The following is a 23,691-nucleotide window of genomic DNA, read 5'->3' as shown; positions in this document are numbered from 1 at the left end:
GCGAACGCTCCGCTTCTACGCTCCCATCAATCCTCCGCTGGGGTGTGCGGGGGAACTCCACACTTTTTTGGGGGTGGGGGTGAAGGGCCTCCGCTCACGGGCTTGAGCGGAGTAGGGCGTTTATTTACCGTGACCTAAAGAGATTTAACTAACTTAAAAGATTTAACCGACTCGAAGGCTTCGGCTGTGTTTGGATCATACATAATGAATAAGGAGGAATAGATATGAGCGGATCGGGGAAGGTGGAGGTAACGGAGCGGGTTGGGAAGGTGTTTGAGGTATTGAAGGAGAACGAAGAGGTAAGGGAAGCGTTGGACTTTTTGGAGGGGGACAACGAGCGGACGACGGAGGAGCAGATCGAACTCACGGAGATCGAGGCGCCTACGTTCGAGGAAGAAGAGAAAGGGAAAGTGTTTGCGCGGAAGCTTGCGGAGCTGGGGATCGAAGAAGTTGAAACGGACGAAGTCGGGAATGTGTTCGGGGTGCGGAAAGGCAAAGGCGGCGGGCCGAAATTGGCGGTCTGCGCGCATCTGGATACGGTGTTTCCGCGCGGGACGGATGTGAAAGCGCGGCGGGAAGGAACCCGGGTGTACGCGCCGGGGATTTCGGACGACGGACGGGGGCTGGCTTCGGTGCTGACGATCGTGCGGGCGCTGCAAGAAACCGGACTGCAAACGGAAGGCGACCTGGTTATCGGGGCGACGGTCGGCGAAGAAGGGCTGGGCGATCTGCGCGGAGTCAAGTCGCTGTTTGCGAACCGCGGCGATATCGACGGTTTTATCTCGATCGAGCCGGGCACGCCGGACCGGATCACGTATCTGGCGGCGGGCAGCAAACGCTATAAAGTGACGTTCGAAGGACCGGGCGGGCACAGCTTCGGCAACTTCGGCACGCCGAGTCCCATTCACGCGCTCGGCCGGGCGATCGCCAAGATTGCGGACCTCAAAGTTCCCGGCAATCCCAAAACGACGTTCAACGTCGGCCTGATCGGCGGAGGCACATCGGTCAACACGATCGCGGAAACGGCCGAAACGGTGATCGATATGCGCTCGACGTCGCAAGAAGAACTGGAGCGGCTGGAAGAGCGGGTACTGGGATTGCTTCGGGAAGCGGCGGATGAAGAAAACAACCGCTGGCGGCGCGCCGGCGCGATTAAAGTCCGGCCGGAGCGGGTCGGCGACCGGCCGGCCGGTTCGCAAAGCCCGGACGATATCATCGTGCAGGCCACGGCGGGAGCGGGGCTCGCGCTGGGCTTCCGGCCGATCCTGGACGAAGCGAGCAGCACCGATTCGAATATCCCGATCCACCTGGGCATTCCGGCGGTCACGCTCGGCGGGGGCGGGGACTTCGGCGGCGCGCATACGCTGAACGAATACTACGATTCGGCGGACGCCCATCTGGGCGTGCAGAAGATTCTGCTGACGATGCTGGGCCTGATCGGCCTCGCCGGCGAAACGGAAGCGCTGCTGGAGAAAAGAAGCTAAGACCGGCGAATACAAACAAAGACCGCGGCGTAGAAAAATCTGCACAGCCGCGGTCTATATTTTTTTGCGATCAAAAAGGAAAGCCGCGGCAATCGCATTCACCGCCGTCCAGAGCAGCGTAACCGCAATCGCCGCCGCGTAGTCCGATATGCGCCCTGCGCCGACCGGCAGATTCGAAGTATGCAGTAGCCGCACGGGCAGGTATTCCCCGGCGGCGGGCAGCAGGCCGAGCAGATAGACGATAAGGAAAATTCCGCCGACTCCCAGCATAACGAACGAACCCGATCCGGCAATCGCAGACAGGGTCAGGATCAGCGAGACCAGCCACAATCCGATCAAATAGAACCCGAGCGCGGAGAAGAACAGACCGGGCGCATTCCCGTTCCCCCAGAAGTACGCGTTGTAGCCGTAAGTGATTCCGTAACAAAGCCAGTATCCGATCGTCCAGTACGCGGCAATCGCCGCCCCTTTCGCCGCGACGATCTTCCAGCGTGCCATGCCTTTGGTAATCATGGGGATCAGCGTGCCTTTTTGATACTCGTTCGTCAGCGTGCCGCTGAACGCCAGCAGGAACACGATCAGGGCGATCGGGATATTTTTATAAAACTGCGCCCAGGAAGTCAACGCGTTCACCTCGATCGCCGCGACGGACAGTCCCGTTTCCGACATGCTGTCCGAGATCGCGCTCAGCAGCCAGGGCGTCAGCCTGGCGATCGCCGGATTCAGGATGCCCAGCAGGATAAATAAGATAAGCAGAATAGCGACTTTGCCGGTACGCAGGGATTCCAGCAGTTCTTTATGGATAAAAGCCGTCAGCTGTTTCATTCCCGCACCATCTCCATAAACAAGTCTTCCAACTCCGGCTCCAGACGTTCGATCCGCCGGACCGGGATGTTTCGTGCCGCCAGCATCCGCAGCACGTTCCGCGTTTCCTCCTGCGTTTGCTGCTTCAGGGTTAGTTTCAATGCCGTTAACGATCCGCTTGCGGGAAAAAGGGCTTTGAAGCGTTCCGCTTCCGCCGCCGAGTAGAATTCGAGTTCCAAACCGCCGCTTTGCCGGATCGATTTCAGTTCCTGCAGCTTTCCGCCGAGTGCCAGCCTGCCCCGATGCAGAAAAGCGGCTTCGTCGCAGATCCGCTCCACGTCGGACAGAATATGCGTCGAAAAGACGACGGTTGTCCGGTCTTTCACATGGAGCAGCAGATCCAGGATTTCTTTGCGGCCGAGCGGGTCGAGCGCGGAAGTCGGTTCGTCGCAGATCAGCAGCAGCGGGTCGCTCAGCAGCGCCTGGGCAATGCCGAGCCGCTGCTTCATGCCGCGCGAGAAGCCCTGAATCCGTTTATGCGCGCCGCCCAGCCCGACAAGATCAAGCAGTTCCGCCGATTTGCGTTCTCGCTGCGCTCGGGTCATGCCTGTTACTTTTCCGCACAGGTCCAAATATTCGCCGGGCGTCATAAAGCCGTAAAACTCGGGCACATCCGGCAGGTAGCCGATATACGCGTTGGTAGGCGTACGGCCGAACCGCACCGCTTCGCCGTTGACCCGGATTTCTCCGCTCTCGGCTTTGAGCAGACCCAGAATCATGTTCATGGTGGTGGTCTTGCCGGCGCCGTTCTGCCCGATGAATCCGAAGATCGTATGCTCCGCGACGGAGAAGCTCAGATCGTCCACGACCCGGTTTTCGCCAAACGACTTCGACACATGCGATACTGTCAGCATATCCATCAGGCTTCTTCCCGGCCGAGCAGAAAATACAGGACCGGTCCGATAAAGTTGATGCCGACAATCGACACGACGACCCACAGCGTCCGGCTGCCCCGTTTGTACCGGCGATGAGTCAGGATATGCCTCAACGTCACGATAAACAGCGCCAGCTCCGCCAGCACCACGGGGATCAGGAAAGGCAGCGCTTCGCGGATGCTCATAACGCCGCTCCTTTCCCGCTCAAAGAACGCTTGATCCTCCGGTAATCGGCGGTATCCCGAAGGTCTGCGAATGCCGGATGTTCCAGGACCTGAACCGCGCTGTCCAGAATGACTTTTCGGTCCCGCGGCGCGCTTCGGCCCATATCCAGCTGTTCGAACCACGATTCGATACCGTCGAAGTACGAGTCGCCCCGCAGCATGATATCGTTCTCCAGCAGCCTGCCGATACAAAACGCATAGCGTTCCAGCCGGGCGATCGCGTTCTCCGCTTTACCGTTCAGGCTGTATACGATCGCCGCCTGGCAGTGGAACAAAGCCGCCGAATTGGGATGCAGCGTCTCCAGGCGATAAGCTTCGATCAGGCGGTCGATGCGCTGCATCGTTTGTTCGCAGACGCCGAGGTCGCCGCTGTGGATCGCCAGGTACTGCGTCGCGCTGCCGGTCAGCGAAAGCAGGTGCGTAAACATGCTGACCTGCGTAAAGCCGTTTGCCTGGTCCGCTTGGCCGGCGAGCCGGTAAGCTTGGATCAGCAGCGAATCGCTCTGGTTGGACAAACGCTGCGGATTCAGCACTTCTTCCAGCGTCTCGACCACTTCTTTGATGTGACCGAGCTGCATATCGACGGACGCTTTGAGGATGACGGCGTCGGCGGCGAGGCCGATCTCCCGGCAGTCGGATGCGATGCGGCCGCACAGTTCCGAGATCGAAGCCAGAATCTCCGTCTGCCGCTCCCGGCTTTCGGCCAGCATGACATGGTTCAGCCAGAGCGTGCTCATCTGAAACAAGAACGGGTAGCAGGAATAATATTTCTTCACCAGCTCCCGGCTGCGCTCCATCACGTCTTCGAACGGAAGCTGCGCAAAGTCCGCCGCCAGGTCCCGGTAGATCTTCTGGATCTGTTCTTTGCTCAACTGCGGCTCGTAACCGAGCAGCTCGTCGATCGTGACGTCGAAGAATGCTGCCAGCGCCGGAAGAATCAGGATATCGGGCAAACTCTGCCGCGTCTCCCATTTGGACACGGACGCTTTGGTCACGCCGATAAACTCCGCCAGCTGCTCCTGCGTAATCTTTTTGCGTCGTCTCAGCCTGATGATATTATGGGACAGATTCAGTGTGTTCATGCTCATCGCCTCCTGCTTCTATTATCCGCCGGAAAGCCGCGCGGGCTCAATGGATTGCCGCGATACTTTCCGGGGAGAAGTCAACCGGCGGGAAACTTTACGGATTTCTTTTCGGCAAAAAAGCAAGAACCGTTCATTTTCGGCCCGTTTATTCGGTTAGTATCGTTCTTATGGGTTGGGCCGGCGGACGAAGACGGATCGGGTCTTGAGCGAAAGCGGGGGAGTGAACGAAATGAAGCAAACGATCGAACAGATAGTCGAAGCTTACGATAACAAGGAAAGTGTTCCGTTCTCGGGCGTGATCCGGGCGAGTCGGGGAGCAGGCGTCGAAGAGGCCGCAGCGGAAAAAGCGTTCGGCTTCGCCAACCGCAGCGAACGCTTGCGAAATACCGCGGACACGCGGTTCGGGATTGCGTCGGGCTGCAAGATCTTCACCGCGGTCGCCATCTGTCAACTGATCGAGCAGGGCAAACTGAGCTTCGAGACGAAGCTTGCGGACTGCACGCACTTCGAGTTTCCGCGGTTCGATCCCGGTATTACGGTGCATCATCTGCTGACCCACAGCTCGGGCGTGCCGGATTACTTCGATGAAGAAACCATGCACGATTTCGAAGAGCTGTGGCGGGAGCGGCCGGTGTACGGCATGACGGAAGCCGAGCATTTTCTGCCGCTGTTTGCGGAGCAGGACATGAAGTTCGCGCCGGGCGAGCGGTTCGCTTACAATAATTCCGGCTATATTCTGCTGGGGCTGATCGTGGAAAAAGTATCCGGGATGAAGTTTCGCGACTACGTGGAGAGCCGTGTTTTTCGGGCATGCGGCATGGACGATTCCGGCTACTTCCGGATGGACCGGCTGCCGGAGCGCACCGCGCTCGGATACATCGACGAAGAAGACGGATGGAAAACGAATATCTTCTCGCTGCCGGCGATCGGCGGACCGGACGGAGGCGCGTTTACCACAGCGGGCGATCTGGACAAATTCTGGGACGCGCTGCTCGGCGGCAGGCTGCTGTCTGCGGCAATGACGGCCAAAATGCTGGCGCCGCAAATTCACGAAGACGAAGAATCGGCGTACGGCTGCGGCGTATGGATCAAGCTGAAAAACGAACAAGTCGTCAGCCGCTGCATCATGGGCTTCGATCCCGGCGTGTCGATGCTCTCCCGCGTCGACGCGGAATCCGGCATCCGGGTCCATGTGCTGGCCAACCTCGACGGTCCGGTCTGGCGTCTGGCCGCGGATGCGGCGGAAGCGTTGAGGAGAGAAGAATAGAACACAAGCAAAAAGAAGCCGCACACCGGGATATCGATATCATCCCGGGGCACGGCTTCTTTGCGGTTCGATCGGCCTGCGGAAGTTAGAAGTTAGATCAATTCGCCGCGCGGCTTCAAATACCGGTACAGGATCGCGCCGCAGACGGCGCTCAGCGCGGCGCACAGTCCGATAAATCCGTAGCCGGCCTGGAGTCCGCGCAGCAGGCCGGCTGGGCTGCCGGCGCCGAAGGCGCTTTTGACCCCTTCGATCACCGCGCCGATCATGTAGTTGCCGATCACGCTGCCCAGTCCCATCAGCGTCACGGTGAATGTGATCGCCGTATCGCTGCCGCGCGGGTAGCGCCGGGCGATAAACGCCATCACGGTCGGATAGATCATCGCGATTCCGATGCCCGCCGCCGCGAACAGGAATGCCCAGCGCTCTCCGCCGAGAATCGCCGCGAACGTGCAGAGCGCGGAGAAAGCGGCGAATACGATCAGCGACAGGGTAAAGCCGATCCGGTCGGTGATCGGTCCGAGCACCAGCCGCGCCAGCGCGAAGCAGAGAAAGAAGATCGACAGCATGCCGGAAGCGGATACGGTGCTCCAGCCGTAGGCTTTTTCGAGGAAATTGACCAGCCAGCCGCCGACCGCAAGCTCGGACACGACGCCGAACGACAGGATCAGCACCATCAGCCAGAGCGCGGGATCGCGCATCAGTCTGCCGAGCGACATGCGGTCTTCGTGCGCCACGTCGTCGCCGGGAAACGTGCTGCGCAGCGCGGTCAGGATCGGGACGAGGCAGAGCGACAGCATGACGAGATACATGCCGCGCCAGTCCAGCGTCCAGCCGAAAACGGTCACGGACATCAGACCCGTAGCCAGCAGCGGCGCGATCGTGGAGCTGAAACCGTAGAAGAAATGCGACAGGTTCATCATGGTGCCGGTGTTCTTGACGAAGATCCTTGCGCCGAGGATCGCCAGCGCGATCTCCAGCATGCCGTTACCGATGTACATGAGGAAATAAGACGCCGAAAACGGTCCGTAGCTTTGCGACAGCGCGATCAGCGCGCCGGACAGCACCATCGAGCCGAACGCGATCACGCTGACGGCTTTGATGCCCCATTTGCGCACGAGAATCGCGGTAAAGGAACAGGCGAGCAGATAGCCGAGCGCGTTCAGCGACAGCAGCGTGCCGAGCTGGCCTTCATCGAGGTTGAAGTCGAGCTGGATGCGCGGGATGGCCGGGCCTTTGATATTTTCCGAGAAGCCGAATACGATAAAGCCGATAAAAATGGTGGCGAGCTGCCAGGCATAGATGCGGTCGATGCCGCGAAATTTTGCGTTCACGTGCAGGGTTCCTTTCCGGATCGCGATGCGGCGGAGTCGCGCGGCAGCGGGATGATAAGTATGCGTCTATCATAATAGTTCATGTCCGCGCCGAAAGAAAGTCTTTATGCCTATAATAAAATCGAGGGGGGATATAACAATAGCGAAGAGAACAAAAAAAGACCGCGGTTTGCGGTCCGTGGGCGAAGCGGAGAACTGACGGCGACGAGACGGATCCCGGCGGAAAAAGAAAATGGGCGGCTTCCGGCGTTCAGCCGCGAAAACGCGCTTCGTGGCGCAGCAGCCACTCTTTGCGCCAGAGGCCGCCCGCGTAGCCGGTCAGCCTGCCGTTTGCGCCGACGATGCGGTGGCACGGCAGCACGATGGTGAGCTTGTTGCGGCCGTTGGCGGCGCCGACCGCCCGCACCGCGCGTTCGCTGCCGATCGAAACGGCGAGGTCTTTGTACGAACGCGAAGCGGCGTAAGGGACGGCGGCCAGCTCCGTCCAGACGGAACGCTGGAACGGCGTGCCGTCGAACGCGTACGGGAAATCGAACGTCTGCCGTTCGCCGCGGAAGTACTCGGCGAGCTGGCGGCGGCAGAGGAGCAGCGCTTCGTGCGCCTCGAAGCCGGCTGCGCTGCCGGGGAGTTCCGCGCCGCTCTGCGCGGGAGCCGCTGCGGGATCGTGATCCGAGGCGGCGGGGAAAGGATTGACCTCCGGCCAGCCTTCCGGCATGGCGGTATCGGTGAACAGGATCGAATGGACGGCTTCGTCCGTGCCTTCGATCGCGATCTCGCCGAGCGGCGAAAGGTAGAGCAGCCGGTGCGGGGCGGCCGCGGGCCGCAAGGCCGGCGCTTGCGAAGCCCCGTTGGAAGAAACCGGCCGTACGGAAGTGCGCGCTTCGGCAGTCATAGGCGTAAGGGCTTTGATATTCATTGAGAATTCCTCCTGTCGGTGGATAAAGGTAAATGTTCGATCTCGGCTTGGGAAAGGCGCTCGCTTTTCCCGCCGGCGACAAACGGATCGCGCTCCGCCGGTTCTACCCGCCGGACCAGCGGCTCGCGCTCGATCGGCGCGCCCTGTGCTCGGTATTCGCCCGGCGAACAGCCGTGCAGCCGCCGGAACGCTTTGTAGAAATTGGACGGCGTGCGGAATCCGGCCTCGTAGCAGATCTCCAGATTCGATTTCCCGCTGCAGCGCAGCAGATGCGCCGCGCGGTCCACGCGCACTTTTTCCAGATACACGCGCGGGGTTTCGCCGGTTTCCTGTTTGAACAGGCGCTCCAGATAATACACGCTCAGATTGACGTGTTCCGCGATGTCTTTGAGCATCGGATTCTCCCGATAGCGGGTGACGATGAAGGCGCGCGCCTGGTGCACGATCTCGTTCCAGGGCGAATGCTCGACCTCCGGCTGGCATCGCTTGCAGGGCCGGTAGCCGGCCGCTTCCGCTTCGGGCAGGCCGGTATAGAACTCGACATTGACCTTTTTCGGCTTGCGCGAGCGGCAGGACGGGCGGCAGTAGATGCGCGTCGTTTTGACCGCGGTGAAGAACAGCCCGTCGTACCGGGCGTCGCAGGCCATGATCCGCTCCCACATTTCCTCGAATGAAAGTCCGATCGCTTCCGTCATGCTCCGCGCCTCCTTTTCGTTTCCGGTATCCATTGCATTTCTGTCTTTATTGTAACAGGCCGAAGCGCGGAAAGACTCCTCATTATTGCGGTTAAGGTCCTGGCGGCAGACGCAAAAAAAGGACGTCCGGGCGGGCAAGGCCTCAGCGTTTTACCGCATGGCTTTGCCTGCATCGGAGCGTCCTGCTCCAACCGCCGTCTATTCAGTTCAGCTCCAGATACTCTTTGATTCCCGCGACGATCGCTTCGGCTACTTTTTGCTGAAAATCGTCCTGCGTCATCAGCCGTTCTTCCTCGCTGTTGCTCAGGAACCCGATCTCCACGAGAGCGGCCGGCATGGTCGTTTTGCGGATGACCAGATAGTTGGCCTGCTTGGAGCCGCGGTCCCGGAAACCGGTCGCCGCCTGGACGTGCTCCTGGATGATATCCGACAGCGATTTGCTGCGCGCCGCGTCGGCGTAGTACGTTTCGGTGCCGACCGCGCTCGGCGTGGCGATATTGGCATGGATGGACAGATACAGATCGGCGTTCGCGTTGTTGGCGATCTGCGCGCGTCCGTCCAGCGTGACGAACGTATCGTCGCTGCGGGTCATAATCAGGTCGATGTCCGGTTCCTGCTTGAGCAGCTCCGCGACTTTGAGTCCGGTCCGGAGCACGACGTCTTTCTCCTTCACGCCGGTGATGCCGACGCCGCCGGAGTCGTGATCGCCGTGCCCGGGATCGATCACGACGATCTTCTTGCCGTTGGCTCCCACCGGAGGCGCTTCGCCGTTGTCGTTCAGGTCGGCGAAGACCAGGCTGCCCTGCGTATACAGGTTGTAGCCGACGCTCCGGTTCAAGTCGATCACCACGCGAACCGTCGAAGGCGACTGGCTGAACAGCGAGTAGCGGACCTGTTTGACGGCCAGCGAATCGGCGACCGGCACCGTAACGACCTGTCCCAACCGCAGTTCGCCGCCCTGAAGCAGATTGGTTCCGAAAGCCGCGTTCGGCAGATCGACGACGATCCGGTCCGGGTTCTTCAATACGGTGCCGGTCGGCGTCACCGCGGCTCCGGCGGAGATCGTCAGGCGGTTGTCGCTGAAGCTGATGCTGTCGATCGAAGCGGCGGCCGGCGCGGAAGGCGCGGGAGCCGAAGTGCCCGGATCGACCGGCGTCTGGGGAGCGGCCGGCGCGGCCGGGACCGCCGGAACCGTCGGGTTCGACGGCACAGCCTCTTCGGCCTGCGATTGCAAGTAAACGGTATGGGAAGCCTGGTTCCATTTCACGTTCAGGCCCATCTGCGAACCGACGAACCGCAGCGGCACGTAAGTCGTGTTCGCGCGCAGGAACGGAGCCTGCAGCAGCGTCAGGCTGCCGGTGCCCGATTCCGCGGTCAGGCTGCCGACGGTCAATACCAGAGAAGACGCGGAGCTGCCGATCGTGATCCTCCCCGACGCTTTATTCCAGCCGACCGAGTAGCCGAGCTGCTCCGAGACGATGCGGATCGGGACCATCGCGGTTCCGCCGACCGTAATCACTTCGGCTCCGCTCAGGGCGCGGCCGTCCAGCACGATGCCGGTGCCCGCCGCGGCGCTCGCGGCCGAAGCCCGGCCGGTTCCGCCCGGCAGCGCCAGAGCAAGCAGCAGCAGAACGGCCAGGAACGCCGCCGCTGTTTTTCTCCATTCATTTTGTCCGAATTTCATCTTCACTTCTCCTTTATCCTCTGGTTGAACCGAAACGGAAGCAAGCTTGATACACCATAGACGCGGCGACAATAGATTAGGTTTGAGGAGAAAAATATTTCTACACAAAAAATATAGCATACAACGCAGTCTGCTTGCTTGAGATTCGGACGATTGGCGTTTGACAGAAATCCAATAAAATCGTATGCTCTGATTTAATCGTAATATTTACTAATAGTCAAGATTTACGATGCAGCTGAAAATAGAAGGAACGGAGGAAGCTTCGATGGATACATGGACGGCCAAAAGACTGGAAGCGCTGCTGCGGGGATATATCGCGGAGAAAGTTCCGCCGAGCATGCGGTCGTCGGTCCGGCTCGTTTACCGGATGGAGAACGACCGGGTCACGCTGACGGAAGAAAGACCGGAATCTCCGCGTCTCGGCTGGACCGGCAGCGATCTGGCCCAATTCAGGCTCGAGCAGGGGGCGTGGAGCCTTTATGCCAGAAGCGAGGACGGAAGCTGGACGGCCGCCGACTGTCCGGCGCCGCAGGCCGATTTCGAAGATCAGCTCGAACAGTTCGAGCTCGATCCGCAGGGACTTTTCTGGAAATAGCCGCGGTACGCGCGATAGATCCGCCGGCTTTTTAAACAGGTTTAATTTCAAAGCGTAATCATTACGCATAAAAAAGGGGGGATCGATCATCTTCCGTACCGGAATTGCCCGTTTGACTCATCTCGGCGTCGTGCTGCTCGGCGTCTCGCTGATTACTTTCGGCCTGATGCACCTGGCGCCGGGCGATCCGGCGGAGATCATGCTTCGGGCGAACGGCGTGCAGCCGGCGCGCGAAGCGGTGGAAGCGCTGCGGCATTCGCTGGGCTTGGACGCGCCGCTGCATATCCAGTATCTGAACTGGCTGGGCCGGGTGCTGCGGCTGGATCTGGGCGTCTCGCTGGCCACGGGCGAGCCGGTGGCGCAGGAGCTGCGGAGCCGCCTGCCGGCGACGGCGCGGCTGGCGCTGTGCTCGATCCTGGTTGCGGCGGCGCTGGCCCTGCCGCTGGGAACGGCTTCGGCGCTGCGACCCGGCAGCCTGCTGGACCGGCTGGGCAGACTGGTCTCGCTGGCGAGCGTTTCGATGCCGGCTTACTGGCTGGGCCTGCTGCTGCTGTTCTACGGCGCGGTCCGGCTGAAATGGTTTCCCGCCGCCGGCATGGACGGCCCCGCAAGCGCAGCGCTGCCGGCGATCACGCTCGGCTTCGGCATGGCGGGCGTTTATATCCGGCTGATTCGCGCCGGCATGCTGGACGTGCTGGGCCGGCCGTATATCCGGGCGGCCCGAGCCAGAGGACTGCGCGCGGGAAGCGTAATCGTCCGCCATGCGCTGCGCAACGCGCTGCTGCCCAGCGCGACGCTGCTCGGGCTGCAAATCGGCGGCCTGCTGGGCGGAGCCGCGATCGTGGAGACGCTGTTCGCCTGGCCCGGCATCGGCAAGTTTGCGGTGGACGCGATTTACGCCAAAGATTATGTCGCGATTCAGGGCTATGTGCTGCTGACGGCGCTTATCGTGGCGGCGGTCAATCTGGGCGTCGATCTTCTGTACCGGCTGCTCGATCCGCGGATCAAAAAGATCTGAGCCCGTCCGCCCCCCGCGATTCGCCGCCGATAAACTTACATAGCGTCGGAGCGCAAACGGAAGGATGAAAAATCAAGTGAAAACAGGAAAACAAGTTTCGGCCTGGATCGGGGCGGTTCTGGTGCTGGGCGTGCTGGCCGCCGGCGTGTTCGCGCCGCTGCTGGCGCCGTCCGATCCGCTGGACGTGCATATGGCGCACCGGCTGGCCGGACCGTCGGCGGAGTATCCGCTGGGCACGGATCATCTCGGCCGCTGCGTGCTGTCGCGGCTGCTCTACGGCACGAGGCTGTCGCTGTTTGACGCGCTGGCCGTGCTGGCGGCCGTATTTGCGGTCAGCGTGCCGGTCGGACTGCTGGCCGGCTATGCCGGAGGAAGAACGGATCGCATCATCATGACAGTGATCGATGTGCTGCTGGCGTTTCCCGGCTTAATTCTGGCGCTGGCGGTCGCCGCCATGCTCGGGCCGGGCGCGCTGCATCTGCTGCTGGCGTTTGCCGCCGTATGGTGGGCGGGCTACGCCCGGCTGATCCGGGGCATGGTGCTTCAATTGAAAGAAAACGATTATGTGCTGGCGGCCAGGGCGTCCGGTTCTTCGCATTTGCGCATCGCGTTCGATCATATCCTGCGCGGAGCGGCGCGGCCGATCCTGGTGCTGGCTTCGATGGAAACGGGCACGATCCTGCTGTCGCTGGCCGGGCTTTCGTTTCTGGGGCTCGGCGCGCAGCCGCCCGTTCCGGAATGGGGCGTGATGTTGAGCGACAGCCGCCCGTATATCCAGACCGAGCCGAATCTGATGCTGTTCCCCGGTCTTGCGATCGCGGTCAGCGTGCTGGGCTTCAATCTGCTGGCCGAAGGGCTGCGGGAACCGGGCGGACCGTCCCGGTCTTGGCGAAACAGCTTCGGAGGCGCTGCGCCAAAACGCAGTCGGGCGGCGAAACCCGCCGCGTCCGCGCGGATTGAAGCGCAAAGGGGGCACGGCGAATGAAGGGGGAGCGGGGACGGGAACTGCTGAGCGTGCGCGATCTGACAACGGTCTTCGGCCGCGGCGATTCGGCGGTCGTCGCGGTCGACGGCATCAGCCTGAGCGTGCGCGCCGGCCGGATCGCCGCGCTGGTCGGCGAAAGCGGCAGCGGCAAAAGCGCGGCCGCATTGTCCGTGATGGGGCTGATCGATCCGCCGGGAAGGGTGGAAGCGGGTGAGATTTTCTTGAACGGCAGGGATCTTCGCCGCCGGCCGCTTCGGGAGTGGAACGCGTGCCGCGGCCGGGACATGGCGATGATTTTTCAAGACCCGATGAACGCGCTCAATCCGGTGCTGCCGATCGGCCGGCAGCTGATCGAAACGATCCGCCGCCACCGGCGGGTATCGGGAGCCGAGGCGCGGGCAATCGCGATCGCCCAGCTGGAGCGGGCGGAACTGCATGGCGGCGACAGGCTGCTGCGCAAATACGCGTTCGAGCTCAGCGGAGGCATGTGCCAGCGGATCATGATCGCGCTGGCGCTCGTGTCGGGCGCGAAGCTGCTGATCGCCGACGAGCCGACCACGGCGCTCGACGTCGGCGTGCAGGCGCAAATCCTGCGCGAACTGGACCGGGTCAGACGGGAAGAAGACGTCGGCATTCTGCTGATTACACACGATCTGGGCGTCGTCGCGGAGCTGGCGGACGAAGTATATGTGATGCGGTCGGGCAGGATTGTGGAGCACGGCGAGGTGTTCGATGTATTCGACCGGCCGCGGCACGAGTATACGCGCGAGCTGCTGGACAGCCGGTTGTAACGGCTGCGTATGTAAAGGAGGAATGAATGTGAAGCTGCTGGAAGCGGTGGATCTGACCAAAGTGTATGCGGACAGAGCGTCCGGCCCGTTCGGCCGCAGCCGGCCGGGGCCGCCCGCCGTCGACGGGGTGTCGCTGGAGCTGCGGCGGGGCGAGACGCTCGGGCTGATTGGCGAAAGCGGCTGCGGCAAAAGCACGCTGGCCCGCATGCTGCTGCGGCTGGAACCGCCCACTTCCGGCCGTGTGCTGTACCGGGGGAGCGATATAACGGACTGGAAGTTCGGCCGGATGCGGCGGGTACGAAGCCGGATGCAGCTGGTGTTCCAAAGCAGCGCGGCTTCGTTCAATCCTTCGTTCACGGTGGAGCGAATCGTGGCCGAGCCGCTGCGAAACGCAGGGGTGAAGTCTGCGGCCGAGCGCCGCCTGCGCATCCTGGAAACGCTGGAGTCGGTCGGGCTCGGCGCGGCTTATCTGGATCGGCTGCCCGCCGAACTCAGCGGAGGCCAGCAGCAGCGGGTCGGCATCGCGCGGGCGATCGTGCTGCGGCCCGAGATCCTGATTCTGGACGAGCCTTTTTCCAGCCTGGATTTCAGTCTGCGCCGGCAGGCGATGGAGCTGCTGGCCGGATTGAAGGAGCAGCTTGGCTTGTCGTATTTGTTTATCACGCACGATCTGTCGATCGTCGGCCGCTTCTGCGACCGGGCGGCGGTGATGCGGCGAGGACGTATTGTAGAACAGCGGCCGGGTGCCGAATTGATGAACGAAGCTTCGCATCCCTACACGCGTATGCTGCTGGATTCGATTCCCGCCCGGCATCCGGCAGACCGGACCTATAGGCTGGACAGAACTTATAAATAGAAAGAAAAGAGGGAGTTTGGATGAGAAAAAGCAAGTTTGGAATCCGGATATGGACAATCGGCACGCTGCTGGCGGTACTGCTGACGGGCTGCTCGGGAACGGGAAGCGGGGCGGACAATGCAGCGGCCGACAGCGGCGCGCAATCCGCGGGCGGCAGCGCAGCCGGCGAGATCGTCGTCGCCGTTTCGCGCGATACCGCGCTCGACCGGCTGGACGCCGGCGCCTACGACGGCTCGATGGACGTGCACGCCATGATCTACGACGGTCTGGTGCGCTACGGGGAGAAAGGGAAGATCGAACCTTCGCTTGCGGAATCGTGGGATATTTCGGAAGACGGCCAAACGTATACGTTCCATCTGCGCCAGGGCGTACAATTTTCGGACGGATCGGACTTCGACGCCGAATCGGTCATTTTTTCATTCGAACGCTGGATTCACGATCCGTCCAATTCGCTGACACTCGCTTCGGCCATGCAGTCGATCGAAGCGGTAGACGATCACACGGTGCGAATGACGTTCGACCGCGCCTACTATCCGCTGCTGACCGAGCTGACTTTCGCGCGCCCGGTCCGGATCATCAGCCCGAACGCGGTGGAGCCGGCGGGCGATGTAAAAGGCAAATTCGTCAAACCGATCGGCACGGGAGCCTGGGTGGCGGACAGTTATAAAATGGATCAGGAAGCCGTGCTGGTGCGCAACCCGAATTACTGGGGCGAAGCGCCCAAGCTGTCGAAGATCACGCTCAAAGTGATCCCCGACCCGCAGTCGCGCGTGCTCGCTTTGCAAAGCGGCGGCGTCGATCTGGCCGGCGGCCAATCGGGGCGCCTGCCGCTGGAAAGCCTGCCGGTGATCGAAACCGACGAGTCGCTGGAAACGATGAAGTCGCCGGGAACCAGCTCGCATTTTCTCGTTTTCAACTACGACAATCTCCATCTTCAGGACCTCAATGTGCGCAAAGCCGTCAATTTGGCCATCGACAAGCAGAGCATCGTACGCGACCTGATGGGCGGCGTCGGCAGCGAAGCGCGCGGATTGTTCCCGCCGACGGTACCTTATGTCACGGACACGAACAGTCGGGGCTACGGCTTCGATCCGCAGGAAGCGAAGTCGCTGCTGGCCGAGTCGGGTTATACGGATTCCGACGGGGACGGCATCTTGGACAAAGACGGCGCTCCGCTCAAGCTGAATCTGGTGCTGCAGCAGGTCGATTTCCCCGAATGGAAACCGATGATGGAGCTGGTGCAGTCGGAGTTGAGCACGATCGGCATCGACACGCAGCTTCAGGTGCTGGAACCCAACGCTTACTACGACGACCTCTGGACGAACCGGACGTACGATATGATCGTATACCGCACTTACGACGATGCGTACAATCCGCATTCGTTCCTGTCTTCGCTGTTCCACCGGACGCAGGACGCGCCGGCGGTCGCGTGGTCGGACGAGAAGCTGGAGTCCCTGATCGATACGGCGCTGGGCTCGACGGACGAAAGCAAGCGTCAGGAAGCTTACGACCATATTTTCACCCGGATGGACGAACAGGCGATGACGGCGCCTCTCTATTACCCGGACGATCTGTTCGTATTCAATAAACGGGTGCGGAACGTGGAAGCCGGCTATACGACCTTCGAGCCGATTCTCTGGAACCGGCTGGAGGTGGGCGAATGAGCAAGCTGGAAGCCGTTTCGAAATACTGGACCTCGGGCGCGGACGGGTACGATAAAGTGATCCATACCCAGTTCCGCAGCCGCAGGGAAGTCGCATTCTGGCAAAAGAGATTGAGCGAAGGCCTGGGAGAGCGGACTGCGCAGCGCGTGCTCGACGTGGGTACCGGTCCCGGATTCTTCTCGATCCTGCTGTCGCGGATGGGGCACCGGCCCGAAGCGGTGGACGCTTCGCCGGGGATGGTGGAGCGCGCAAAAAGGAATTTCGCGGAGTTCGGCTTTCCCGAAATTCCGGTGAACCTGGCCGACGCGTCGGACCTGCGCGCGATTCCTGCGGACAGCTTCGATGCTGTCGTCTGCCGGGACGTGGTCTGGACGCTGCCCGATCCGCACAGGGCTTACGCCGAATGGCTGCGTGTGCTGAAACCGGGCGGCCGGCTGATCGTGTTCGACGGCAATTATTTATACGAAGAAGACCGCTCGCTCGGGATGAAGCTGCGCTACGGCGTGTCCTGGCTGCTGATCCTGGCGACCGAGCGGAGAATGCGCAGGCGCGAAAGCCGGAAAGTGGGCGTGCTCGACGACCTGCCGTTCGTGCAGGTACGGCGGCCGGATGCGGACAAGGAGGCGCTGGCGCAGGCCGGTTTCGAACCGCCGTCGGTACGAACGGACCATATGTCCGCCCGGGAGCTGCCGCTGCATCATTTGAAATACGGGTTCCTGAACGGGACGCGGTTTATGATCGTGGCGGGGAAGCCGGAGCGTTCGGAGAAAACGGAAGGGTAGAAAAATAGGAAAGAAGCGGCCTCCATGTGCTGGACGGCTGCTTCTTTTTGGCTGCGTTTGCGGTCAAGTCGTCGCTCTCTGTACCAGATGAAATTGCAGCGGCCGAAGCGGCAGTTCGATATCCTCGATCCGGCCGCGGATGATCGCGAACGCGTTGCCCGCCTGGAGATCGACCGGATAATGGATCGTCGTGAGGTCGAGCAGCCGGGCGAATTCGAGATTGTCGAAGCCGCAGACGGCGAAATCGCCGGGGACGCTCAGTCCGAGCCGCCTCGCTTCGGCGACGAGGCCGGCGGCGGAGTAGTCGTTCGCGGCGATAAAAGCGTCCGGCCTGCGCGGGCTTTCCGTCCACAGGCGCGCGATTCGCTCGCCGTCCTCAATGGTGCTTATCTCGTAAAAATGTTCCAACTCGTGCTCGTCCAGTCCATGCGCGGCGCAGAAATCGCGATAGGCGTCCATCCTGCTGACCGTATTGAGCCGGCTGGTGGAACCGTAGACGTTGCAGATGCGGCGATAGCCGCGGCTGTACAAATGCTCCAGCCCCAGCATATAGCCGTCGTATTGATTCATGAACACGGACGGGATATGCTCGGCGACGACCCGCTGCCAGGCGACGATCGGGCCGTATTTGGCGTACGATTCGATCAGGGACAGATCGTTGGCGAAGATGACGAGCGCGAGCGCGTCCACCTGTTTGTGGCGCAGCGCTTCCAGCGCTTCGCGTTCCCGGACGCGGTCCATGCCGGTGATAAACAGCGTAACGCTGTAGCCGCCTGCCTGCGCCGCCCGAACGAAGCCGCCGGTGAAGCGCTGCACCGATTCGTCGAACATGGGGGCGACCAGCCCGATCCGCCGCGTCGCGCCCCGCTTGAGCGAAACGGCGTTAAGGTTGGGCGCGTAATCCAGTTCTTCGCTCGCCGCGAGCACCCGCCGTTTCTTGTCCTCGCTGACATAGCCGTTTCCGTTCAGCACCCGGGAGACCGTGGACGGCGATACGCCGGCCCGCGCCGCAATTTCTTTGATATTCGTCACGCTGCCCGCCCCCTTTTGCTTCAAAGTATAACAAAAAAGCGCGCGCCGCCCCAAATTTCAAAAAAGGGGCTTGACCTGAAATCGATGCCATAGATTAAGCTGTAGATATCGATGGAAAGGCGGAACGAGGCAGCCAAACAAGGAGGCGCAAACCATGAGGATTACGCAGATCGTAAACGAGCATATGCTGATTGCGGCGGAAGAACGTCCTGGCGAGGCGGCATGCTGGATAAAAGGACGCGGCGAAGGGCGGCGCGACCGGGAAACGAATCTTTTGTTTCCTCTGCTCGAAAACGCATTCGATTCGATCCGCAGGCGTTTCGGAATCGGAGCGGAAGACGTGTCGGAGCTGACGTACCGCCGGTTCGCCGAGCATCTGCGCACGTCGGTCCGGCGCGCCGTGATCGGCGATGAACGCGGCCCGGCGACGGACGGTACGCTGGCGCTGCTGATCCGGCAGAACCTTCCGGAGTGCTACGAATGCGCGCGCGAGATCCGGAGCGAGCTGGAACGCAGCTGCGGCGCGCGGATGCCGGAAGACGAACTGCTCGACCTGATGCTGCATGTAAACAAAGTCGTGATGAGCACGGAAGCGGTGTGAGAAGCCGAATCGAATAGAAGCCGCAGCCATGGAACGCTCCCCGGAGCGCTCTTTTTTTGCGTAAAAAAAGATTATTGCGATAAAAGCGAGACGTTTCCGAAGACCGCTCGTCTATCTACATATTGTTTCTGATCAGAACGGTATGAAAAGAAAGAGGTCCTTATCGGACCAACAGACAGAAGCAAAAGCGGAGGGGGGAGGCCGATGAGCGAGCCGTTGACGGAATCGGAACTGCTGCGCCGGATCGCCGAAGGCGACAAGCAGCGGTACGCCGAGATCGTGGATCGTTATAAAGGAAAAATATACGGCCTGCTGCGGGGCATGGGGGCCGGTCATCAGGATGCCCAGGATCTGGCGCAGGAAACGTTTATCCGGGCGTACCGCAGGCTGGGCGATCTGCACGAGCGCGAGCGGTTCTCGGCGTGGCTTTACAGCATCGCGGTCAACGCCATGCGCGACTTTGCCAGGAAGCGCATCATCCGGCCGATCGGCGAAGAACGAATGCCGGAGCCGAGCAGCGGCGAGACGCCCGAACAGCGGGTGCTGGAGCGGGAAATGCGCCGCGAGGTGCAGGTGATGCTCGAAGCGCTGCCCGACAAGTATCGGCTGGTGCTGCTGCTGCGCTACACGAACGAGCTCAGTTACGAAGAGATCGCGAATATTACCGGACTCGGCACAGGCCAGGTACGCAACCGGATTCACCGGGCGAAGAAAATGCTGTATAAGAAAATGCAGACCGAGGGAGGCTTGCGGTATGAGATGTTTTAGCCGGAACGAGCTGGAGGCTTACGCGGCGGCAGTCGGGAAAAGGGGCGCGGCGAGCGCTTGGAGCGAATCGTCGGAAACAATCGATTCCGACGGAGCGGACGAGCGGATCGCCGGTCATCTGACGAACTGCGCCCGCTGCCGCGAGGTCCTGCGGCAGATTGTCGGCGAGCAGCGGAGAATGGAGCGCCTGATCTACTCGGAAGAGCCGGCCGCGGACTTTACGGCGGGGGTCATGGCTGCGCTGGAACATGAGCCGAAGCCGGACGCGAAGACGGCCTCGGCTCGAGCCGGAGCGGAATCGGCGGGAGCTTTGCGGGAAAAACGCGCGGGCGGAAATTGGCGGCGGACCGCGCTGGGAGCGGCAGCGGCGCTGCTGCTGGCGGGCGCGGGCGGCTGGTACGCGCTGGAGGAATCAGCCTCGCCGGACGGACCGGGCAAAGCGGCGGTTACGTCCGCCGCTCCGGTACGAAGCTTCGATACGGCGGCGGACCCGGCATCGTTGAAACGGGCGGCAGAGCATCTGGACGATCCGGCCGCGGAGTGGAACAAAGCGCGGGCGCTGACTCGAAAAACCGCGAAGTACGACGAACTGGGTCTGGCTTATTATCCGGATATTCAATTGGAAGACAAGAAAAGCGGCTTCCGCTTCGAGCTGCAGGCAGTGCTGGTCGACGCCGCCGCGGTCACGCTGATTACGCGGACGACGGACGGCGAAGGCAATCCGGTCAAAGATGCGTTCCCGGAGTCGACCCCGCCGTTTACTTTCCGGGGAGCCGACGGGGAAAAGGCCGCCGTATACGCAAGTCTCGAATTGGGGGGAGACGAAACCGGTTCGGAATCTTATACCTATCTGCTGAATCAGCCGGCCGCAGATTCGATTACGCTGTCGGGTTCCCTGTATCAGATCGTCCTGCCCGCCGACGAAACCAAAGGCACGGCTTACCGCAAGATCGGCTTCGATACCCCGCTTCAATTCGAGTATGAATTCGATCTGGACCGGGCAACAGAATATGCGACGATTACCGAAGTTCGCGATACGCGCTCGCTGCCGGAAGGAATCGAACTTACGGTGCAGCGGATCGTCCGCACGCCGTATACCTGGAGAGTCGATCTGGGCATAACGGCGGCGCAGCCGGATAAAGAACGGCAGAACCAAATTGTTCAGGCCCTTAAACGATACAAGCAGATCTACTGGCATGTGGAAGATTCGCGGCAAAAAGTGCTGAGCCGGTACGGGGCGCGTTACGCGTATCAGTCGGATTCCCTGTCGCCGGAAACGTACAATTGGGGCATGGGCCAAAATGCGCAGGGCGCGGCGTGGGCACAGGGCTCGGTGGTATTTCCGGCGCCCGACGTTCTCGATACGGACGCGCAGCCGCTTACGCTTGTCATGGATCGGCTTACGCTGGAACTGGAACAGGAGGTCGAGATTTCGTTCGAGCCGGCGAAACTGGCCGAAGAACCGGCCGTGCTGGAGAACGAAGGCGACCGCTTCGAAGTGACGGGCGCGGAGCTCGGCCGGCTGGATGGTCAGCCGGTCGTTTATCTGAACTACAACGAGGAACGCGTTAACGCGCGTAACGAAGAATGGGAGGCGGTCGACGAGAACGGCGCCTCGCATGCGGTCGTTCCCGCGGGCGGCGAACCGATGCGGTTTGCGATCTTGAATATGACGGCGCTGCCCGAGCGCCTGACGCTGCGCCGGACGATGGTACCGAAGAACTACGGCGATCTGAACGAAGCGTTCGAACTGCCCGCAGGCGCGCTGTCGCAGCCGCAGCCGGCGAACCCGTAAAGGCGAAAGCTGCGTTTGTACAAAGAAGCCGGCGCTTCAGGCATTGCCCGCCGTCCGGCCCTGCGGCAGCGATTTGAGCCGCCGGACATCGCCGATCGGCGGCAGGCCGAACAGCCGGGCGTATTCCCGGTTGAACTGCGACGGGCTTTCGTAGCCGACGCGAAAAGCGGCTTCCGCGGCCTGAACAGGCTCGCTCAGCAGCATCCGGCGCGCTTCCTGCAGCCGGATCTGCTTCTGGAATTGCAGCGGACTCATCGCGGTCACATCGCGGAAGTGCCGGTGCAGCGAAGACGGGCTCATGCCGGCTTCCGCCGCCAGATCGCCGATCCGCAGCGGCTCGGTGTATGTCTCCCGGATGCGCCGGATCACTTCGGCGATCGACGCGGCCCGTCCGGCTCCGGGCGCCATCTGCCGCAGCGCGGCTCCCTGCGCGCTTTGCAGCGCGCGGTACAGAATCTCGCGCGCGGCCATCGGCGCGAGCACGGGCAGGTCTTCCGGCGTCTCCAGCAGCCGCAGCAGCCGCGCGAAGGCATCCAGCATCTCCCCTGCGGCGCTGCTGACATACAGTCCGCGTTCCGCCGGGGCGCGGGCGGCTGCGCCCCGGCGCGATTCCCGCATCAGCTCAAGAATCTGCTGCGGATCGATCTGCAGCCGGACCGCCAGATACGGCCGCTCCGGCGAGACTTCGATCACCTGCCCGGAGATCGGCAGGTCCACGGACACGGCGAAATATTCGCCCGGTCCGTAGCGGTAAGCCTCGTCCGCCAGCAGCACCAGCTTCCGGCCCTGAGCGACCAGGCAGATCGACGGTTCGTAGACCGTGTACAAAGGAGAAGTTTGTTCGGAGCTGCGAATCAGCGACAAGGCCGGGAACTCTGTTTGGTAAGTTCCGTCCTTTTTGGAGTATCGGGCAATCAGTCCGGCCAGCTCATCCAGAGTGGACAGCATGCGATCGGGAGCGTTTATACTCATCGGGATTTATAGCCTCCTTTTTGATATCGTTTAAATTCGTTATCTTTATAAGGAAAAGATCGGCAGCCGCAGGCGGAAGCCGGTCTTTTTTGCTGCGAGGTTAGGCTTCCATTATATATGAGGATGAGAAAAATAAAAATGGATTTGCGCGGATCGGGCAATTGTTTGCGTCGATCGTTCTACCTGCCGCGGCCGCGAATTCTTCATAATAAGGATAGAAATCGAGCGAAGGAGGCCAGACATGAACAAGACGAACCGAACAAACGAAGCCAAAGCGGCGCGCGCTTCCCAGCAGGCTCACCCTTACATCGGGATGTGGGTGACGGCAGACGGCCGGATCCGCCAGGAACTGCTGCCCGGCGGCCGTTACGACGAAGCGCGCGACGGACGGCCGAGCGTTTATACCGGCAGCTACAAGATTCGCGGCAATACGATCGATTACGTCGACGATACCGGCTTTACCGCGGACGGCGAGTTTCGCGAAGACGTCCTGTATCACGGAGGAATGGTTTTTTACCGGGAAAAATAAACGGGCCGCAAACGGCCGGAGCGCGGCTGCGCGCGAGAGGAGAGGTACAAGTTGAACAGCAATCGAATGCAGGCAATCGAAGGGAAAGTCGTACTGATTACGGGAGCAAGCAGTGGGATCGGGGAAGCGGCGGCGAGGCTGCTGGCCGAAAGCGGCGCGCACGTCGTGCTGGGCGCAAGACGCGAAGAGCGGCTGAAAGCTCTGGCATCGGAGATCGTCGCGGCGGGCGGCAGCGTCCGCTACCGCAGACTCGACGTTACCGATCCGGCGGATATGGAAGCGTTCGTGCGGTTTGCGCAGGAAACGTTCGGCCGGGTCGATGTGATGGTCAACAACGCCGGCGTCATGCCGCTGTCCAAACTGGAAGAAAACAAAATCGACGAATGGAACCGCATGATCGACGTCAATATCCGCGGCGTGCTGCACGGCATCGCGTCCGCGCTGCCCGTGATGCGAAGCCGGGGAAGCGGACAGTTCGTCAATATCGCTTCGACCGGCGCGTACGAAGTCACGCCGACCGCCGCCGTATACTGCGCGACCAAATATGCGGTCCGCGCGATCTCGGATACGCTGCGCATGGAAACGGAACGCGAAATCCGGGTGACGCTCGTTTCTCCCGGCGTAACCGAATCGGAGCTGGCGGACAGCATCTCCGACGAGCGCTCGCGTGAATTCATGAAAGAATTCCGCCGCATCGCGCTGCCGGCGCGGGCGATCGCCGAAGCGATTCTTTACGCCGTGACCCAGCCGGACAACGTGGACGTCAACGAACTGGTCGTCCGTCCGGCCAAAGACGCGGTCTAAGCCGAAAGCCAAGCGAATTTTCCAAGCAATAAGGCCGCGGATAGTGCTCCGCGGCTTCAGGCTGTCGAGAAAGC

24 protein-coding genes are annotated in these 23,691 nt (G+C 61.4%); 14 read left to right on the top strand and 10 right to left on the bottom strand.

Going from position 1 to position 23,691, the window contains the following annotated elements; all coding sequences use genetic code 11:
- The first annotated feature begins 224 nt into the window (after positions 1-224).
- Complete coding sequence (locus tag QWJ34_RS11265) at positions 225-1,484, top strand: M20/M25/M40 family metallo-hydrolase (RefSeq protein WP_302727766.1); 1,260 nt, start codon at positions 225-227, stop codon at positions 1,482-1,484.
- A gap of 54 nt (positions 1,485-1,538) precedes the next feature.
- Here QWJ34_RS11265 and QWJ34_RS11260 read toward each other — a convergent pair whose 3' ends face one another.
- The 4 genes from QWJ34_RS11260 to QWJ34_RS11245 are packed head-to-tail and all read right to left on the bottom strand — an operon-like array spanning position 1,539 to position 4,529.
- Entirely contained in the window at positions 1,539-2,309 is a 771-nt protein-coding gene (locus QWJ34_RS11260) for an ABC transporter permease subunit (RefSeq protein WP_302727765.1), read from the bottom strand.
- On the bottom strand, positions 2,306-3,208 hold the full coding sequence (locus tag QWJ34_RS11255) for an ABC transporter ATP-binding protein (RefSeq protein WP_302727763.1): 903 nt from the start codon (positions 3,206-3,208) through the stop codon (positions 2,306-2,308). Before QWJ34_RS11255 ends, QWJ34_RS11260 begins: the two co-directional genes overlap by 4 nt.
- Positions 3,208-3,408 (bottom strand): PLDc N-terminal domain-containing protein, encoded by a 201-nt coding sequence (locus QWJ34_RS11250; protein WP_302727761.1) that lies wholly within the window; start codon positions 3,406-3,408, stop codon positions 3,208-3,210. Before QWJ34_RS11250 ends, QWJ34_RS11255 begins: the two co-directional genes overlap by 1 nt.
- Positions 3,405-4,529 carry a helix-turn-helix domain-containing protein gene (locus tag QWJ34_RS11245; RefSeq protein WP_302727759.1) on the bottom strand — a complete coding sequence of 375 codons (1,125 nt, stop codon included), beginning with the start codon at positions 4,527-4,529 and terminating at the stop codon, positions 3,405-3,407. Before QWJ34_RS11245 ends, QWJ34_RS11250 begins: the two co-directional genes overlap by 4 nt.
- 232 nt (positions 4,530-4,761) lie before the next feature.
- Between QWJ34_RS11245 and QWJ34_RS11240 the strand changes: the two genes are divergently transcribed.
- The gene (locus QWJ34_RS11240) at positions 4,762-5,799 is read left to right on the top strand and encodes a serine hydrolase domain-containing protein (protein ID WP_302727758.1); all 1,038 of its coding nucleotides are present in this window, start codon (positions 4,762-4,764) and stop codon (positions 5,797-5,799) included.
- Positions 5,800-5,891: 92 nt separating this feature from the next.
- Here QWJ34_RS11240 and QWJ34_RS11235 read toward each other — a convergent pair whose 3' ends face one another.
- The 4 genes from QWJ34_RS11235 to QWJ34_RS11220 form a co-directional block, all read right to left on the bottom strand.
- Entirely contained in the window at positions 5,892-7,130 is a 1,239-nt protein-coding gene (locus QWJ34_RS11235) for an MFS transporter (RefSeq protein ID WP_302727757.1), read from the bottom strand.
- 250 nt (positions 7,131-7,380) lie between these two features.
- Positions 7,381-7,956, bottom strand: coding sequence for a methylated-DNA--[protein]-cysteine S-methyltransferase (locus QWJ34_RS11230; RefSeq protein ID WP_483314264.1), 576 nt, complete (start codon positions 7,954-7,956; stop codon positions 7,381-7,383).
- Between the two features lie 86 nt (positions 7,957-8,042).
- Positions 8,043-8,741, bottom strand: a complete 699-nt coding sequence (locus tag QWJ34_RS11225; RefSeq protein ID WP_302727756.1) for a bifunctional transcriptional activator/DNA repair enzyme AdaA — start codon at positions 8,739-8,741, stop codon at positions 8,043-8,045.
- 202 nt (positions 8,742-8,943) lie between these two features.
- Positions 8,944-10,425 (bottom strand): N-acetylmuramoyl-L-alanine amidase family protein, encoded by a 1,482-nt coding sequence (locus QWJ34_RS11220; RefSeq protein WP_302727755.1) that lies wholly within the window; start codon positions 10,423-10,425, stop codon positions 8,944-8,946.
- A 265-nt stretch (positions 10,426-10,690) separates the two neighbouring features.
- Between QWJ34_RS11220 and QWJ34_RS11215 the strand changes: the two genes are divergently transcribed.
- The 7 genes from QWJ34_RS11215 to QWJ34_RS11185 all read left to right on the top strand — a co-directional run bounded on the left by QWJ34_RS11215 (position 10,691) and on the right by QWJ34_RS11185 (position 17,116).
- Entirely contained in the window at positions 10,691-11,020 is a 330-nt protein-coding gene (locus QWJ34_RS11215) for a DUF3024 domain-containing protein (RefSeq protein ID WP_302727754.1), read from the top strand.
- A 112-nt stretch (positions 11,021-11,132) separates the two neighbouring features.
- Complete coding sequence (gene nikB / locus QWJ34_RS11210) at positions 11,133-12,038, top strand: nickel ABC transporter permease (RefSeq protein WP_302727753.1); 906 nt, start codon at positions 11,133-11,135, stop codon at positions 12,036-12,038.
- A gap of 76 nt (positions 12,039-12,114) precedes the next feature.
- A complete protein-coding gene (locus tag QWJ34_RS11205; RefSeq protein ID WP_302727752.1) occupies positions 12,115-13,023 on the top strand; it encodes an ABC transporter permease in 909 nt (302 codons plus the stop codon).
- Positions 13,020-13,814, top strand: coding sequence for an ABC transporter ATP-binding protein (locus QWJ34_RS11200; RefSeq protein ID WP_302727751.1), 795 nt, complete (start codon positions 13,020-13,022; stop codon positions 13,812-13,814). The genes QWJ34_RS11205 and QWJ34_RS11200 overlap by 4 nt, the downstream gene beginning before the upstream one ends.
- A 28-nt stretch (positions 13,815-13,842) precedes the next feature.
- Positions 13,843-14,670, top strand: a complete 828-nt coding sequence (locus QWJ34_RS11195) for an ABC transporter ATP-binding protein (protein WP_302727750.1) — start codon at positions 13,843-13,845, stop codon at positions 14,668-14,670.
- 20 nt (positions 14,671-14,690) lie between these two features.
- The gene (locus QWJ34_RS11190) at positions 14,691-16,334 is read left to right on the top strand and encodes a nickel ABC transporter substrate-binding protein (protein WP_302727749.1); all 1,644 of its coding nucleotides are present in this window, start codon (positions 14,691-14,693) and stop codon (positions 16,332-16,334) included.
- On the top strand, positions 16,331-17,116 hold the full coding sequence (locus QWJ34_RS11185; protein WP_302727747.1) for a class I SAM-dependent methyltransferase: 786 nt from the start codon (positions 16,331-16,333) through the stop codon (positions 17,114-17,116). Before QWJ34_RS11190 ends, QWJ34_RS11185 begins: the two co-directional genes overlap by 4 nt.
- Before the next feature lie 63 nt (positions 17,117-17,179).
- On the opposite strand, the gene QWJ34_RS11180 is transcribed toward QWJ34_RS11185, so the two are convergent.
- Positions 17,180-18,148, bottom strand: coding sequence for a LacI family DNA-binding transcriptional regulator (locus QWJ34_RS11180; RefSeq protein WP_302727745.1), 969 nt, complete (start codon positions 18,146-18,148; stop codon positions 17,180-17,182).
- Positions 18,149-18,302: 154 nt separating this feature from the next.
- Here QWJ34_RS11180 and QWJ34_RS11175 point away from each other — a divergent pair, with 154 nt between their 5' ends.
- From QWJ34_RS11175 to QWJ34_RS11165, 3 genes are all read left to right on the top strand, one after another.
- Positions 18,303-18,749 (top strand): PRD domain-containing protein, encoded by a 447-nt coding sequence (locus tag QWJ34_RS11175; RefSeq protein ID WP_302727743.1) that lies wholly within the window; start codon positions 18,303-18,305, stop codon positions 18,747-18,749.
- Between the two features lie 204 nt (positions 18,750-18,953).
- The gene (locus QWJ34_RS11170; RefSeq protein WP_302727741.1) at positions 18,954-19,517 is read left to right on the top strand and encodes an RNA polymerase sigma factor; all 564 of its coding nucleotides are present in this window, start codon (positions 18,954-18,956) and stop codon (positions 19,515-19,517) included.
- The gene (locus tag QWJ34_RS11165; RefSeq protein WP_302727739.1) at positions 19,504-21,312 is read left to right on the top strand and encodes a hypothetical protein; all 1,809 of its coding nucleotides are present in this window, start codon (positions 19,504-19,506) and stop codon (positions 21,310-21,312) included. Before QWJ34_RS11170 ends, QWJ34_RS11165 begins: the two co-directional genes overlap by 14 nt.
- Positions 21,313-21,348: 36 nt before the next feature.
- Here the strand turns inward: QWJ34_RS11165 and QWJ34_RS11160 are convergent, their stop codons facing one another.
- Positions 21,349-22,284, bottom strand: coding sequence for an AraC family transcriptional regulator (locus QWJ34_RS11160; RefSeq protein ID WP_302727738.1), 936 nt, complete (start codon positions 22,282-22,284; stop codon positions 21,349-21,351).
- 241 nt (positions 22,285-22,525) lie between these two features.
- Between QWJ34_RS11160 and QWJ34_RS11155 the strand changes: the two genes are divergently transcribed.
- The gene (locus tag QWJ34_RS11155; RefSeq protein ID WP_302727737.1) at positions 22,526-22,813 is read left to right on the top strand and encodes an Atu4866 domain-containing protein; all 288 of its coding nucleotides are present in this window, start codon (positions 22,526-22,528) and stop codon (positions 22,811-22,813) included.
- 66 nt (positions 22,814-22,879) lie between these two features.
- Positions 22,880-23,617 carry an SDR family oxidoreductase gene (locus QWJ34_RS11150; protein ID WP_302728202.1) on the top strand — a complete coding sequence of 246 codons (738 nt, stop codon included), beginning with the start codon at positions 22,880-22,882 and terminating at the stop codon, positions 23,615-23,617.
- The last annotated feature ends 74 nt before the right edge of the window (positions 23,618-23,691 follow it).

The sequence above is a fragment of the Saccharibacillus sp. CPCC 101409 genome (assembly GCF_030518235.1).
Taxonomy (GTDB): Bacteria; Bacillota; Bacilli; order Paenibacillales; family Paenibacillaceae; genus Saccharibacillus.
Note: the sequence above shows the minus strand (reverse complement) of the source record. Positions and strands in the feature narration are given on the sequence as shown.